The sequence below is a fragment of the Acinetobacter rudis genome, from assembly GCF_031157835.1.
GTDB lineage: Bacteria > Pseudomonadota > Gammaproteobacteria > Pseudomonadales > Moraxellaceae > Acinetobacter > Acinetobacter rudis_A.
In genome coordinates, this window is sequence record NZ_JAVIDR010000010.1 from 56482 (window position 1) to 72155 (window position 15674).

16 protein-coding genes are annotated in these 15674 nt (G+C 38.5%); 13 read left to right on the forward strand and 3 right to left on the reverse strand.

Translation table 11 applies throughout. The features are described from left to right. Nucleotides 1–17: 17 nt before the first annotated feature. Nucleotides 18–830 carry a helix-turn-helix transcriptional regulator gene (locus tag RFH42_RS10295; RefSeq protein ID WP_308975504.1) on the reverse strand — a complete coding sequence of 271 codons (813 nt, stop codon included), beginning with the start codon at nt 828–830 and terminating at the stop codon, nt 18–20. A 99-nt stretch (nt 831–929) separates the two neighbouring features. On the opposite strand from RFH42_RS10295, the gene RFH42_RS10300 reads away from it, so the two are divergent. After that, a complete protein-coding gene (locus tag RFH42_RS10300) occupies nt 930–2372 on the forward strand; it encodes an MFS transporter (protein WP_308975505.1) in 1443 nt (480 codons plus the stop codon). Nucleotides 2373–2705: 333 nt separating this feature from the next. Here the strand turns inward: RFH42_RS10300 and RFH42_RS10305 are convergent, their stop codons facing one another. Next, a complete protein-coding gene (locus tag RFH42_RS10305) occupies nt 2706–3986 on the reverse strand; it encodes an MFS transporter (protein ID WP_308975506.1) in 1281 nt (426 codons plus the stop codon). 191 nt (nt 3987–4177) lie between these two features. On the opposite strand from RFH42_RS10305, the gene RFH42_RS10310 reads away from it, so the two are divergent. From RFH42_RS10310 to RFH42_RS10355, 10 genes are all read left to right on the forward strand, one after another. Then, on the forward strand, nt 4178–4669 hold the full coding sequence (locus RFH42_RS10310; RefSeq protein ID WP_308975507.1) for a hydroxyquinol 1,2-dioxygenase: 492 nt from the start codon (nt 4178–4180) through the stop codon (nt 4667–4669). A 21-nt stretch (nt 4670–4690) separates the two neighbouring features. Beyond that, complete coding sequence (locus RFH42_RS10315) at nt 4691–5686, forward strand: hydroxyquinol 1,2-dioxygenase (protein WP_308975508.1); 996 nt, start codon at nt 4691–4693, stop codon at nt 5684–5686. Nucleotides 5687–5750: 64 nt separating this feature from the next. Continuing rightward, nucleotides 5751–7220, forward strand: coding sequence for an aldehyde dehydrogenase family protein (locus tag RFH42_RS10320; protein WP_308975509.1), 1470 nt, complete (start codon nt 5751–5753; stop codon nt 7218–7220). Nucleotides 7221–7225: 5 nt separating this feature from the next. Continuing rightward, the gene (locus tag RFH42_RS10325) at nt 7226–8068 is read left to right on the forward strand and encodes a maleylacetate reductase (protein ID WP_308975510.1); all 843 of its coding nucleotides are present in this window, start codon (nt 7226–7228) and stop codon (nt 8066–8068) included. A gap of 21 nt (nt 8069–8089) precedes the next feature. Further along, the gene (locus RFH42_RS10330; RefSeq protein WP_308975511.1) at nt 8090–8287 is read left to right on the forward strand and encodes a hypothetical protein; all 198 of its coding nucleotides are present in this window, start codon (nt 8090–8092) and stop codon (nt 8285–8287) included. A gap of 29 nt (nt 8288–8316) precedes the next feature. Then, nucleotides 8317–9177: a dioxygenase family protein gene (locus RFH42_RS10335; protein ID WP_308975512.1), complete on the forward strand. Its 861-nt coding sequence runs from the start codon at nt 8317–8319 to the stop codon at nt 9175–9177. Further along, nucleotides 9174–9533, forward strand: coding sequence for a Rieske (2Fe-2S) protein (locus tag RFH42_RS10340; RefSeq protein WP_308975513.1), 360 nt, complete (start codon nt 9174–9176; stop codon nt 9531–9533). The genes RFH42_RS10335 and RFH42_RS10340 overlap by 4 nt, the downstream gene beginning before the upstream one ends. A gap of 94 nt (nt 9534–9627) precedes the next feature. Further along, nucleotides 9628–11346, forward strand: a complete 1719-nt coding sequence (locus RFH42_RS10345) for an arylsulfatase (RefSeq protein WP_308975514.1) — start codon at nt 9628–9630, stop codon at nt 11344–11346. Nucleotides 11347–11453: 107 nt separating this feature from the next. After that, nucleotides 11454–12425, forward strand: coding sequence for a formylglycine-generating enzyme family protein (locus RFH42_RS10350; protein WP_374990829.1), 972 nt, complete (start codon nt 11454–11456; stop codon nt 12423–12425). A 27-nt stretch (nt 12426–12452) separates the two neighbouring features. After that, nucleotides 12453–13658 carry an OprD family outer membrane porin gene (locus RFH42_RS10355; protein ID WP_308975515.1) on the forward strand — a complete coding sequence of 402 codons (1206 nt, stop codon included), beginning with the start codon at nt 12453–12455 and terminating at the stop codon, nt 13656–13658. Nucleotides 13659–13698: 40 nt separating this feature from the next. Here RFH42_RS10355 and RFH42_RS10360 read toward each other — a convergent pair whose 3' ends face one another. Next, nucleotides 13699–14067, reverse strand: a complete 369-nt coding sequence (locus RFH42_RS10360; protein ID WP_308975516.1) for a nuclear transport factor 2 family protein — start codon at nt 14065–14067, stop codon at nt 13699–13701. 156 nt (nt 14068–14223) lie between these two features. On the opposite strand from RFH42_RS10360, the gene RFH42_RS10365 reads away from it, so the two are divergent. Together RFH42_RS10365 and RFH42_RS10370 are read left to right on the forward strand one after the other, a co-directional pair. Next, the gene (locus tag RFH42_RS10365) at nt 14224–14895 is read left to right on the forward strand and encodes a 3-oxoacid CoA-transferase subunit A (protein WP_308975562.1); all 672 of its coding nucleotides are present in this window, start codon (nt 14224–14226) and stop codon (nt 14893–14895) included. Nucleotides 14896–14915: 20 nt separating this feature from the next. Continuing rightward, the gene (locus RFH42_RS10370) at nt 14916–15566 is read left to right on the forward strand and encodes a 3-oxoacid CoA-transferase subunit B (protein WP_308975517.1); all 651 of its coding nucleotides are present in this window, start codon (nt 14916–14918) and stop codon (nt 15564–15566) included. Nucleotides 15567–15674: the final 108 nt, after the last annotated feature.

The window sequence follows — 15674 nt, forward strand, 5'->3', positions numbered from 1 at the left end:
GTGATATCCCAATTGGGTCATTTTGTTTGGTTGATATGAGAGAAATATTGTTTGGGTGGATAACCAAAAGCTTTTTTAAACATTGTAATGAAATTACTGGTACTGCTATAACCTAATTGATCTGAGATTTCATTTAATGAAATTTGATTCATCGCTAATAATTCACAAGCTCTACTTAATTTAACTTGTTGTATCCACTGATATATATTAATACCAGTATCTTTTAGAAATAAGCGTCTTAATGTACTTTCAGACATTGCATATTGCTTTGCTATTTCTTTTATAGAAATTTTATGGTGTAAATTGTCTAAAATATTTTGCGAAACTTTCTTTAAACGTTCATTTTGAGGAATAGGAATGGATAATGGTTCTAGTGGCGCTAATCGAACTTCATTCATAATAACTGCAGCAATACATTTTCTTTCATAATCAAGCTCCATTATCAGAGGCCATTGTGCAGCGGTCTGCGTAAGCACTCTAAGTATTTCATTAAAATGAATGACACATGGTTGAGCAGGTAGATTTACGCATTGGTCTGGACGAACAAAGATAGTATATCCTGATTTTACATTATGAATTTTGATTTGGTGCTGAGTTCTGGGAGGAAGCCAACATGCTCGAAGTGAGGGAAGTACCCAAGAAGCATGTTTTGTATCTACTTGTACAAACCCAGATTCAACACAAAATAATTGCCCTCGTTGATGTGCATGCGATGCATATTCACGATTGCCTAGTTTAAATTCATTGCTCTCATTTTCATCACCTTTTAATGCAATGATTTCAGGTCCATTTTCCAATTCGCTGGTATCGATATCTAAATGAAGATTCATGTTGAATAAAAATCAAACTTTTATGGAATTATCTCAATATAGTGGCATCAAATAACTGTGGCAACATTTGCTTTCTATTTAAATGAAGTCAGAAAGATAATGAATGAAGCCAAACCTTTAGCTACAGTTTCTTTGGTGAAAGAAACAAAGAACAAAACAATTGCAGTCGTTATTGCCTGTATATGTTCATTTATGGTGGTTGCAGATGGCAGCATTATTAATGTTTCTTTATACACAATTAAGCAAGCTTTGTTATTGTCTGAAATACAAATGCAATGGGTTGTCGATATTTACTTATTGTGTTTGGGGGGATTCATGCTCTTAGCCTCAAAGTTAAGTGATATTTATGGGAGAAAACAAGTCTTAATTTACGGTATTGTTATTTTCACTTTGGCTAGTTTTATTGGGGGAATTGCGAGGTCAGGGGAAATACTCATCTTTGCTCGAGCATTGCAAGGTCTAGGAGCTGCTGTTCTTGCAACATCCCCTTTAGCTATTATTGTTACCGTATACGATATTCCTGTCGAAAAAGAACGCGCAATTCGTTATTGGGCAGCTTGTACTGCAATGGGGTCTGCTTTTGGCGTGTTTATTGGTGGCGTGTTAACGACTTATTTAAGTTGGCATTGGGTTATGTTCATTAATCTCCCAATTGGGGTGGTATTGTTTGGTTTGGTGAGATCATCTTTCAATAGTTCTCAGCATAGAAGCAAAGCTTATAAACTCGATTGGATTGGTGCAATTTCAAGTACAGTTGCGCTTATAAGTTTTTTATATGCAATTACTTATTCTAGTCATTATGGTTTGAACTCAGAAATGACATTAATGATGCTTTTGGTGTCCTTTATTTCAGTTGTCATTTTTATAAGTGTCGAGAAAACTGCTGATAATCCATTAGTTAAATTCTCTATTTTTAGATATAAAAAGTTTTCAGTCGGACTTTTTGTTGTTGCTATGCTTGGTATTTCACTGAGTTCATCATTATATTTTTTGGCATTAATGCTACAAATTAAAGATGGTTTTACCCCAATACAAATAGGCTTAAAGATTTTACCTATGGCAATTAGTCTAGCAATTGCTGCTCTCTTATCGAGTAAGTTAAAGCAAATAGGATTTTCACAATTGGCTTTTATTGGGAATATTCTTTCTAGTATTGGGTTTTTATTGTTATTTTTATTACCAGAATCTTATTCTTATTATGAGCATTTATTATTACCCGTTGTTTTAATTGGTTGTGGAAATGGACTAATTATGATGAATGCAACAAATCTAATATTGAGTGATATTCCTAAAAAAGATTCTGGTTTAGCCGCAGGTCTGCAAAATACAACTCGACAATTAAGTGGGGCTATTGGTATTGCTTTATTGAGTGGATTCTCTCAAGTAGTGATTAATGACCTTAATACCTCAGTTGCAGATAAAACTCAGGCCATTTTCATAAGCTATCATTATGTTTTTTTCATTCTCTTTGTAGCAAGCTTGATCGCTGGATTCTTTTGTTATCAATTACAAAGCTCAATTAAAAATTCTTTGTTGAATTAAATATAGTCTAAGCAGAGAAAGTAATATGGCTGGCTATTTATAGGTCCGCAATTCCAGATGCAGTGACGATAAAACTGACATCGCACTGGGCCTTGTAACTGTAGTACGATCCTAGAGAATCCTTTATTTGATACAGGTAATGCGATAAGAGAAGTATCATTGAGTACTGTAGGTATGTAGGTGGTATTATATTCAGAACAATATCGTATGCTATTTTGATTTGAATCGTACTGTGTTTAGTTTATGAGAATGGTTGGAAATATTGCCTAAAATTCAAATCAGTTTAGGCAATATTTCACTAATTTAATCTATTAAAATTAAGTTTAATACGTATTAATGAGATTGGACTGTTTTAGCCTCTTCAAGCTTTTTCTGATGTATTGCACCAATTTTACGTGGCGCTGTTTCTTTGATAAAAGAACTGATTATCATGCCCACCACAGTACCAACTAGACTAAGATAAAAAATATTTTGAATCCCGTAATGGTTCGCAACTAAGCCAGACAATACAGGGGCGATGCCACCACCAAAAATTTCACCTGCACCAACGACTAAACCAATTGAAGATGCAACTAGTCCAGCAGGTGCTGATTCTGCTGCAATTGGTCCTGAAAGTAGTGCAATTAAACCTAAGCTGAAAAAAGATAAGGCAAAAAGTAAAATAAATAGACTTGAGATAGATGCTGCTGAATTTGCAAATAAAACGATAAAAATAGTAGAACTAAGAAAACTCAATACAGCACTTAAACGACGACCAAACCAATCGGAAAAAGCAGGTACGAGGAATTGACCGAGAAATCCACCAAAACCAATTGCAGACACCACAAACCCCATTTGTTGTACATTCAGTTTAAGGTAGTTTTCTAGGTATAACGGCACCATCGCACTGATTACAAAAACACAAGACATGGTACAGAATAAGCCGATCATACTTAACAGAATATTGCGAGTTTTAAGGATTACTGACCAATTGACTTTTTCTTGTTTGGTTGCTTTTCTTTCAGTGATAAGCAGTTTGCCACCCTGAGTTTGTTCAGGTTCTCGCAAAATGAAAAATAAAAAAATGACGAGAACAAAACCAGGGATCGCCACAACCCAAAATACCTCACGCCATGATGGCAAAATTAACATTAATTGTGTGGCGATAATGGGTCCTAAACCTAGACCAAACAATGCAAATCCACTTTGTTGTAAGCCTTGTAAAGTCCCACGGCGCGAAGGTTTTGCTGCCACAGCCGTTGCTGCAAAACTGGTTGGACAGAATGCACCCTCAGAAATACCCATTAAAGCACGGATCAGAATTAAACTGCTTAGACCCATTGCAGCACCTGAAAAACCAGAAGCCAACGAAAAAATCACTAAAGAAATTAGTAGAATTTTACGATGTCCAATTTTGTCAGAAAGATGCCCTGAGAAAATCGAGAAAATGCCCCAAGTAATACCCAATGCACCAAAGATTAAACCGACATGCTGATAATTAAGGGAGAGGTCTTTCATGATTGAAGGCAGGAGAGGTGCAATGATCCAACGATCTAAACCGACCAAACCAAAACCTAATGTCAGCAGTAAAACGATCTTCCATTCATAGGAAGTGTCCCATTTTTGAATATCCATATGTATTTCCTAATTATTATGAGTAAGTATTCCTGTTACTCATTTACGTTTTTCTCGGAAATCGATTATAGAAAGATATTTTGTGCTTGATTGTTTGAAAATAACGAACATTCATGTCGAAAAAGTGCTTATTGTTCATTCGTTAAACATCCCTTAATTTTGAAATAGGAAATTTGCAAAGGGAACAACAAATGACTGCCTACACAACAAAATTTGGTAGTTTGAAAGACTATGAAAAAGGATCAATTCAAATTGTTCAGGGTGAAGCAAGCAATTACGCTTTTTCAAATGTATTTGAAGTTGCTGAGCATGCAACAGCCTATGACAAAATTGTGGTGGGTCTCAATCAAAAATATGTGATTGAAACTGTGCGTGCTGAAGGTCAGTCAGTATGGTACACCGCTTCGCATGATGAGTTCGTGGTGGTGATGGATGGAGAAATTCGTGTTGATTTCCTTAAGCTTAAAAGCACAGTAAATGTTGAAATAGAAGGAACACAGCTTGCTGGTGAACAACCTGACGGTATACCGATGGGTTATGTTGTACTCAAAAAAGGTCATCAAGCAATTCTGCCCGCAGGTTCAGCTTATCGTTTTGAAGCAAATGATCCTTCAGTTTTATTAATCCAAACAATCAAGGGGCCATTATCGTTAGAAAAATGGTCAGAAATTTGTTTGAAATAATTATATTCAAGGAAGAACACTATGAATCAAATCGCACACATCGATCAAGTTGAAGTAATAGGCAAAGATGCTATTACGGGTTATCAGGCATTTAAACTTGGCAACTTCGCTATTACGCGTGATGAATATTTTGCCAAAGTCACATGGATGGCGAAAGGTCAGGAACATTCTCATCTTATGTCTGTAGATGCCTTTTTACGTGCCATTATGCGTGATGTTGCATGGGGTTTTTTCTATGGTTGGGTGAATTTTGATCATGTCATTGGCACACAAAACCACTATGGTAGTGTGGATTTTTACGCAGGGACTTTTAATGGTGTTTTAAAAGATGCTGGTGTGGATTATGTGGAAAACTTTGCCACACCTAAAATCATGGCAACTTTTAAAGCTATTTTACATGATTGGGTGAATGCGGGTTTTGATCCATTTGCTGCACCTGAAGAAACAGGTTCTGCTTTTGGTCGTAAAAATGGTGAAAATATTGAAGCCATTGATCGTTATCGTATTGCGACTAAACGTATGCCAAGTCTAGAAGGGGATTCGCCACTTCGTGATGATCTGGATATCAATCGCCAGTTTGCTGACGTAAATCAAGATGAGCCATTAATTCATTGTGAACCTGGTTTTGAAGGTCAATTGGGTGGTTTTAATTTATTTAAGTACTTGTCGCGTTCGGATGTAACTTGGAACCCATCGGTGACCTCTGTGTGTAAAGCAAGTTTGTTTTGCCCAACCACTGAAGAATATATTTTACCTATTTTCCATGGCAATGATCGCGTTGAATGGTTTATGCAGTTCTCTGACGAAATCACTTGGGATATCGGGGATAAAGTTGATGGCGCGCCAATCGCTCGTATTGTAATGAAGCCAGGTGATATTTGTGCAATGCCAGCGAATATTCGCCACCAAGGTTACTCAACCAAACGTTCAATGTTATTGGTTTGGGAAAATGCAACACCTGATTTACCAGAAAAATTTGCATCAGGTGAATTAGCACCTTATCCAGTGGCGTTCTAATCTCTCCATTCCAATTCAAAACAGGGCGTATTCTCGTCCTGTTCTCTCAAAATTTAGGTCAAATATGAATAATCAATTATTTATTAACGGGCAATTTGTGCCTGCAAAAAGTGGCAATACTATTGATGTATTAAACCCTGCCAATGGTGAGTTGATTACCAAAATTGCAGCAGCAGAAGCCGAAGATATTGATCTTGCTGTTGAAGCTGCTAAAAATGCATTTCCTGCATGGTCCGAAATGCCCGCTGCTGAGCGTGGACGTTTATTATTAAAACTGGCTGACTTAATTGAAGAAAACCTAGAAGAACTCGCGCAATTAGAGTCTTTGGATACAGGTCATCCAATTCGTGATTCACGCCGTCTGGATGTTCCACGTACTGCAGCATGTTTCCGTTATTTCGGTGGCATTGCCGATAAAATTGAAGGTTCGGTCATTCCAGTTGAACAAGGCTTCTTAAACTATGTGGTGCGTGAACCAATTGGTGTTGTTGGGCAAATTGTGCCTTGGAACTTTCCATTGATGTTTACCAGTTGGAAGCTTGGGCCTGCTTTGGCTGCTGGAAATACAGTGGTTTTAAAACCTTCTGAAATTACGCCACTTTCAACATTAAAAATTGCTGAACTGATTAAAAAAGCAGGTTTTCCTGATGGTGTGGTGAACGTCGTTCCTGGTTATGGGCAAACAGCAGGACAAAGCCTAGCCGAACACCCAGATGTTGGGAAAATTGCGTTTACAGGTTCAACTCGCACAGGGCAAGGCATTATCAATGCATCAGCTTCAAACTTAAAACGTGTTCAACTTGAGCTTGGTGGTAAAGGTGCAAACATTGTGTTTGAAGATGCCAATATTGATGCGGCTGTGAATGGTGCCGCATGGGCGATTTTCCACAATCAAGGACAGGCATGTATTGCAGGTTCACGTTTGGTATTACATGAAAATATTGCTGACGAATTCTTAGAAAAATTCATTAAGCTGGCAGCTTCTATTCGTTTGGGTAATCCAATGGATCCAAATACAGAAATGGGTCCTTTAACTTCTGAAGTGCACCGTAATAAAGTTTTGTCTTATACCCAGATTGCTAAAGAACAAGGCGGTAAAGTACTACTTGGTGGCGAAGCTCCAACTGATCCAGCCTTACAGAAAGGTTTCTATGTGATGCCAACAATTGTTGAAGCTCAACCTAATGACCGTGTGGCGCAAGAAGAAGTCTTTGGTCCATTTGTTACTGTACTTCGCTTTAAAGATGATGCGCAAGCACTCGAAATTGCTAACTGCACAGAATATGGTTTAGGTAGTGGTTTATGGACGCAGAACATTCACCGTGCGCATAGTTTTGCTCGCAAAATTAAAGCTGGAATGTGCTGGATTAACAGCTATAAACGTGTGAATCCAGGTAGTCCATTCGGTGGTATGGGCAAATCAGGTTACGGTCGTGAAATGGGCTTTGAAGCGATTCATGACTATACCGAAGCGAAATCAATTTGGGTCAATGTGGATGCCAGCATCCCGCCACATTTTCAGCGAGGTGAATAATGCAGATGTTTAATTACAAAGCATTGCCGGTTAATGTCCATTTTGGGCGCGGACGTGCCAAAGAAGTTCAAGGTATTCTCACAGAATTTAATTTTCGTTCTGTAATGGTTATTACCACGCCTGAACAACAATCAGATGGACAAAAGTTAGCTGAACAACTGGGAAGTCTTTGTGTCAGTGTTTATCCCAAAGCAGTTATGCATGTGCCTGTGGAAGTGGCTGAGCAAGCCATTCTTGAAGCCGAACGTTTAAATGTGGATTGTTGTCTGGCAATTGGTGGTGGTTCAACCATTGGTTTGGCAAAGGCGATTGCTTTGAAAACAGCTTTGCCAATTGTAGCGATTCCAACAACCTATGCAGGCAGCGAAATGACCACTGTGTATGGTATGACGGAAAATCGTTTAAAAACTACAGGTAAGGACATTAAAGTTCTGCCTAAAGTGGTGATTTATGATCCTGAGCTAACACTGACGCTACCTGCAAAAATTTCAGCTTGTTCAGGTATGAATGCTATGGCACATGCAGTGGAAGCATTGTATGCACAGGATAAAAACCCAATTATTAGTCTAATGGCATTGGATTCGATCCGTGCTTTGAAAGATGCTCTCCCAGCCATTGTGCAAGATCCGACTGATATGGCTGCACGTGAAAAAGCAACTTATGGTGCTTGGTTAGCGGGTATTTGTTTGGGGTCTGTTGGCATGGCGATTCATCACAAAATTTGCCATAGCTTGGGTGGAACTTATAACTTACCACATGCTGAAGCACATGCCATCACTTTGGCATATTCAGTTCATTACAACCGTAATGCAGATGTTAAAGCAATGACACAACTGGCACAGGCTTAAGGCGGTACAAGCCATGAGCAAGTGGGACAATTGATTTATGAGCTCAATCAAAAACTGAATATTCCAATGGCACTGAAAGACATTGGTTTGCCAGAAGAAGGTCCACAAACTGTAGCGAAAATCGTTTGTGATAGTCCGTACTACAACCCACGTGCATATGACTACGATGAGCTTGAGCAATTAATGCAACGTGCTTATTTAGGTTTACCACCAAATTAATTTGGTGGTCATGACAAGGAGAGTGTCATATGTATCAGTTAACGCAAGATGTGATTGATAGTTTTTCAAATATTGAAAATGAACGACAAAAATATTTAGTTACGACGTTGGTTAAAAAACTTCATGAATATATTGAAGATGTGCAATTGAGTCAGCACGAGTGGGAAACCGCGATTGATTTCCTCACACGTACTGGACAAATGTGTCATGGACAGCGTCAGGAATATATTCTGCTTTCTGATGTAATGGGGGTTTCTATGTTGGTGGATGAAATTAATCATCATCAACATGAAAGGCAAACACCAAGTACCGTTTTTGGTCCTTTCTTTATTGCAAAAATGCCAGTCCGTGACTACGGTGCTTCCATTGTTGAGCATGCAGATGCGGCACAGCTACCGTTACTCATTACAGGTCACGTTGTTGATTCAGATTTAAACCCGATTGAAAATGCCAAGATTGAAATTTGGCAGACTGCCGAAAATGGTATGTATTCAGGTCAGGATGTAGCACAGCAATTAGGTAATTTAAGAGGCATCTTCTACAGTCAATCTCAGGGAGAATATGCAATACAAAGCATTATTCCTGTGAGCTATCAGATCCCATCTGATGGGCCTGTAGGTGAGTTATTGAATTTTTCAAAACGGCATTTTTGGCGACCTGCACATATTCATTTCATGATTACGGCAGAAAATCATCACCGTTTAGTCACACATTTGTTTTTGAAAGATGATCCATATCTTGAGTCAGACACTGTATTTGGGGTGAAAGATGCATTGATTGTTGATTATAAGCGTTGTGAGTATTCAGCAGAAATGGAGCAAAAATTCAATATTAATTCGGCCTATTACAAAGTGGATTATCAGTTTGTATTGGCAAAGGAGCAGGGATGATGTCAGCAAAAATTGCATTATGCCAAGTGCAAGATTTTGAACATGAATCCGTCAAGAAAGTTGTACATCCCTCGAAAGAGGGGCTCTATCTTATCCTGATTAAAAATGATCAGGATTTTTATGCTTATCATAATATCTGTCCGCATTTTTCAGTGCAATTGGATAACGCCAAAGGGCAGTTTTTTACCTATGATAATCAATGGATTATGTGTGCCCATCATTCAGCGATGTTCGAGATCAAGACAGGTTTATGTATAGATGGGCCATGTAAGGCAAACAGTTTAGTACAAGAATCTGTTTATATTGAAGATGGGAATATTTATCTAAAAAATTGTTCGAAAAAGATGAACATTTAATTCGTTTCTTTGAGATTTTGTTCTGATTCAATTTTGATTACATTGACGTTTAGCAAGGATTTTGCTTAAACCTTACCCTTATCAAGGATATGCTATGGTCATTAAAAAGTTTGCATTAGCTGCTGTATTTGTTCCCACTTTATTGGGTACCACATTGGTTCAAGCTGAAGCTGTTAAAAAACCGAATGTATTGGTTATTGTAGCGGATGATTTAGGTTTTTCAGATACTGAACCATTCGGCAGTGAAATAAAAACCCCGAATCTTAAAAAATTGGCAAAAGATGGTGCGATCTTAACTAATTTTCATGCTGGTCCGACCTGTTCTGTTACTCGATCAATGTTATTGACCGGAAATGACAGTCATCAGGCTGGTCTAGGGACTATGGCCGAATATTTACAGCCTGAACAAAAAGGTAAGTCTGGATATGAAGGTAAACTGAACCAGCAAGTGATGACTATACCAGAGATTTTAAATGCTCAAGGTTATATCTCATTTATGGCAGGTAAGTGGCATTTAGGTGCAACAGAAGATAGTAATCCTAAAGCACGTGGATTTACTAAATCATTTAGTCTAATGCCAGGTGGTGCAAGCCATATGGATGCCAGCCCAATGTTCCCAGGCAATTATAAGGCACGTTATATGGAAGATGGTAAAGATGTAACATTGCCTAAAGAGTTTTACTCGACAGATTTCTATACAGACAAAATGCTGTCTTATCTGAAAAATGACCGTAAAAAAGATCAGCCATTTTTTGCTTATTTGGCATATACCGCACCACATTGGCCATTACAAGCACCAGATCAGTTTTTAGCAAAGTATAAAAACTCGTATAAAGAAGGTTATGAATATATTCGTAACCAACGCTTAAAACGCCAAATTGCTTTGGGTGTTATGCCTAAAGGCACTGAAATCAATAATCCGATTGCATCAGAGTTTCCAGCTTGGGATGAGTTAACCGCAGCACAGAAGGCGGATCAAATCAAGACTATGCAGGTGTATGCAGCCATGATTGATAGTTTGGACTATAATATTGGACGTGTTGTGAACTATCTGAAAGAAACGGGTGAGTTGGATAATACCTTTATTCTATTCATGTCTGATAATGGCGCTGAATCAGCAACACCTGAATCATTAGGAACCACAGAAGATAAAAATGGTATCCGTGAATGGGTCGATGCGAACTTTAATAACAGCATTGAAAACATGGGTAAAAAGGGCTCATATGTAAACTTAGGCCCTCAATGGGCTCAAGTTGCTTCAACACCACTTCCTTATTTCAAGAGCTTTGTTGCCAACGGCGGTATTCGAGTTCCTGCAATTGTCCGCTATCCAAAAATGGTGAAACATGGCCAGATTAAAACTGATTTGGTGCATGTGAAAGACTTTGTACCAAGTGTGTTGGAACTGACAAAGACGCAACGTCCTAACAGTTTTAATAATCATTCAATTTTACCTTTAGAAGGGATTTCATTTCTACCGATTTTCAATCAGCAAAAATTGCCTGAACGCTCATTAGGTTGGGAGTTTAATACGCGCCGTGCCTTGTATCGTGGAGATTGGGCTTTACAAATGCAAGCACCACCATATGGGACAGGGGATTGGGAGTTATATAATCGTACTCAAGATCAAAGTTTTATTAAAAATCTTGCGGACCAACATCCTGATATTGTGAAACACTTAGCCGATGAATGGGATAAATATGCTCAGCATGTGGGGGTGGTTGAAGCACCAGTGCGCTATAAATATGGTCAAATGAACTGTTTTTATGACACTTGTATCGGGCCTGAGTTCCTAAAAAACTTAGGTAAATAAGATGGAAAGTGGTCATTAAACTAAGCGTTTCAGAGATTAATGACCATTTATTTCTATTTATCAGAAATCTACGTTGTAGTCTAAATGATTGAAAATTGAGATCAAGGATGATGAATATTTTTAAATTTCTCATCGTACCAACGGTTGCATTGGTACTCAGCGCTTGTGGTGGAACACCAACCGAAACACAGGATGTGAAGTTAGGTGGAAAAACACAATGCCAGCAATACTCTGGCTTACCACACAATTGGTTGAAGCAATCGGAAGCCGGCATGGTGAAAATTTCAGGGGGGACTTTCCAGATTGGAAATAATCAAAGTTACCCGGAAGAACGTGCCTTGTATAAAAGTGAGCGTACAGTCGCTGATTTCTGGATGGATGCAACAGAAGTAAGCAATGCACAATTTGAAAGCTTTATTCAGGCTACAGGTTATATTACTGAAGCTGAAAAACAAGGTGAAGGTGCTGTATTTATACCCCCACAAGGGAAAGTCAAAGAGTTGGCATGGTGGTCATTGGTCAAAGGCGCATCTTGGAAAAAACCTTGGGGACCAAATGCAAGTCGCCAAATTTTACCGAATGAACCTGTACGTATGATTACCCTGAAAGATGCCATAGCATATGCAGATTGGCTTGGACATGAGCTTCCTACGGAAGAGCAATGGGAATATGCGGCGAAAGGCTTTACTCAGGCAAGAGATGTAAGTGCAGATATGGAACATATCGATGCTAATGTCTGGCAAGGAGAGTTTCCTTATCAGAATGATAACAAAGATGGTTTTATAGATGTTGCGCCTGTCGGATGTTTTAAAGCAAATGCCTTTGGTCTATACGATATGATTGGCAATGTCTGGGAATATACCAATAGCCCATTTACAGGCACGCATGATGATCATATGGGGATGCATCAGCTAAAGTCCGAAAAAGCGCCTGTATTTAATCAATACACCATCAAAGGTGGATCATTTCTGTGTGCATCAAATTACTGTATGCGTTACCGAGCTTCTGCAAGACATCCACAAGAAGCTGATTTAGCTATTAGTCATGTTGGTTTCAGAACTGTGAAAAATATCAAATAACTGTAAAAATAATTTAATGGATTAAACATGAACAAACAGATGACTGTGCTATTGCTCATTGCAATAGCTGCAGGGGCAAACTACGCCTCAGCAAAAGAGATTAACTTTGACGTGACCTTTAAAAATTTATATGCCAAACGTGACTTTGATGCAGCCTATCGAGCTTCGATTGGGAGTTGGAGTCAAGGTGTTATTGCTCGAGTAAATGGTCAGCATGAATTCAGCGATGAAACAGCACTATTGTATACGGGTTCATTGCAATACGCGCAGCGCCTCAGTGAAGATAAGCATAGCAACGATATGATTATTCCATTTGATACTCATCTTCAAGAGCAGGCATCTGAATACAAAAAAATAGCAGGATCAATAGGTTTAAAACACAAGCAACATCAAATCAGTTGGGGTGAACAATGGGTAGATACTCCTTTAGCTACGACTGATTATAGTCGACAGTTACTCACGATTTACCAGGGCTGGTTATATTCAGGGCAATTGAATCCACAGCTAAAAGTTGACCTGGGCTATTTAGACAAATTCTCACCAAGAAATGAAGAAAAGTTTAGAAAAATCACAGTAAACAATCAGGAATCAGATGGACTGACTTATCTGGATTTAAAGTTTAAAACATTGCAAGATAACTTACAGACGCAAATTTTCTTAAGCGAATTAGAAGATCTATATAATCAATATTCTCTTGGTCTGCAATATAAGACACAGGTGGGTGATTTAAGATTCAAGAGTAAATTCAGATATTACTATACGGCTGAAAATGGCGCTGAATATTTAGGAAAAATCGATAATCAATATTTTGGCGTATTGCAAGAAGTGGCTTATGGTCCGAATACTTTCGGAATCGGTATACAAAAAATAGAAGGTAAAAGTGACTTTCCAATGTTGGATGGAGCTGTACCTGTGCTCAGCTATGTTAACTGGACACAAGGTACTTTCAACAAAGCCAATGAATTGTCTTATCATTTCACTTTCAACCATGATGCCAGTTGGTTGCTTCCTGGCTTAAGCGTGATAGCACGTTATGTCGATGGGCAAAACTATATGATCAAAGGACAAAAAGGTTATGATGAAAGTGAATTTGATTTTATTGCAAATTATCGAGTGAATGAAGGTATGTTGAAAGGCTTAGGTTTTCAATGGCTAAATCTGAACTATAAAAATGATGTTCAGGGTAGTTATCAAGAAAATCGTTTCTTTACCACGTATACGCTGAAATTTTGAAGCATTGCTGTTTTTAAATAGAGGGGGACTCCCTCTATTTTTATTTGATTGGTGTTGGTTGATAGGCAAACAATTTAACGGCATTGGTCGTCTTGTTCCAAACAGATAAAGTCCGATTTTTTAACTGCATAGGTGAGCCTTGCAATAACAGGCTGGCTTCAAATACAGCAAAAACGAGCAGACTATCAGAATATTCCACAACATTTTCAATTTTATAATCAATGGCTTGATAAATATAAAACTGATTTTCTAATTTATCTATATAGCTTTGCAGTGTATCCACTCTAGCACTGCTGTGTACATAAGTTAGAGCAGGATCACAAAACTTTTGAAAAGCAGTATAGTCCTGATCGATCAATGCTTGGAAACGATCTTGTTCTGCTTTTTTAACCATCTCAATATAGTTCATTCCATTTCATCCTATATGTGAAAAAAGCGTATTTTATTGGAAATCAGCAGATTAATTTGTACTTAAAAAGGAAACAACTTGTTTGTAGAAACAGGATAATGAGAGTCGCTGAATTAAATATACTGATATTCAGTTTTAGATTGTAGACACATGGATATGATTGATAAAAGTGTAATGCCTTTAAAAAAGGTACTCTGCCAAATTAAAAATGGTTCAACCATCATGATTGGTGGTTTTGGTACGGCAGGACAACCTGCTGAACTGATTGATGGCTTAATCGAGCTAGGAATCAAAGACCTTGTGATTGTCAACAATAACGCCGGCAATGGCGACTACGGTCTGGCTAAACTGCTTAAAGCTGGTGCTGTAAGTAAAATCATTTGCTCTTTTCCACGTCAATCTGATTCTTGGGTGTTTGATGAGATTTATCGTGCTGGCAAAATTGAGCTGGAACTCGTACCACAAGGTAACTTGGCTTGTCGTATCCAAGCTGCAGGCATGGGCCTAGGACCCATCTATACACCTACAGGTTTTGGGACTTTGCTTGCTGAAGGCAAACCAACCTTAAACTATGAAGGTAAAGATTATGTTTTAGAAAATCCAATTAAAGCTGACTTTGCACTGATCAAAGCACAACAAGGTGACCGTTGGGGCAACCTGATTTATCGTAAATCTGCGCGTAACTTCGGTCCAATCATGGCAATGGCGGCAGATGTGACCATTGCACAAGTGTCAGAAGTTGTAGAGTTAGGTGCTTTAGACCCTGAACATATCATCACACCAGGCATCTTTGTACAACACGTTGTGCCAGTGAAACCTGCTCAATAATTGGCTATGGAGATTTAAACATGAATTATACCAAATTAAGCCGTGATCAAATTGCTGAGCGTGTGGCACAAGACATTCCTGATGGTGCTTATGTCAACTTAGGTATTGGCTTGCCAACAAAAATTTCAAGCTATTTACCAAGTGATAAAGATGTATTTTTACATTCTGAAAATGGTCTCTTAGCTTTTGGTCCATCGCCTGCTGAAGAAGATCGTGATCCTGAACTGATCAATGCAGGTAAAGAATTTGTCACTTTACTTGATGGTGGTGCTTTTTGCCATCACGGTGACTCATTTGCCATGATGCGTGGTGGTCACTTAGATATCGCGGTACTTGGTGCTTTCCAAGTCGCTGCAAATGGTGATTTGGCAAACTGGCATACAGGTGCACCTGATGCGATTCCTGCGGTTGGTGGTGCAATGGATTTGGCTGTAGGTGCGAAAAAAGTATTTATTACTACCGATCATGTGACGAAAAAAGGCGAAGCTAAAATTGTCGCTGAGCTGACTTATCCGGCCACAGGTTTGAAATGTGTAGACCGTATTTACACGGATCTATGTGTGATTGATGTCACTGCTGAAGGTATGAAAGTAATTGAAAAGGTTGCAGGTCTTTCATTTGAAGTGTTGCAGTCGATGACGAGTGCGAAACTGATTGATGCAACGACATAAATAAAAGAAAGTCTCCCTTTGTAAAGGTGGATTTATAGGCATTCAGGAATGAATTCTCATTGTTGAATCCTTCCTTACACAGTAATACTGCTTACCCTTTAAAAAAAG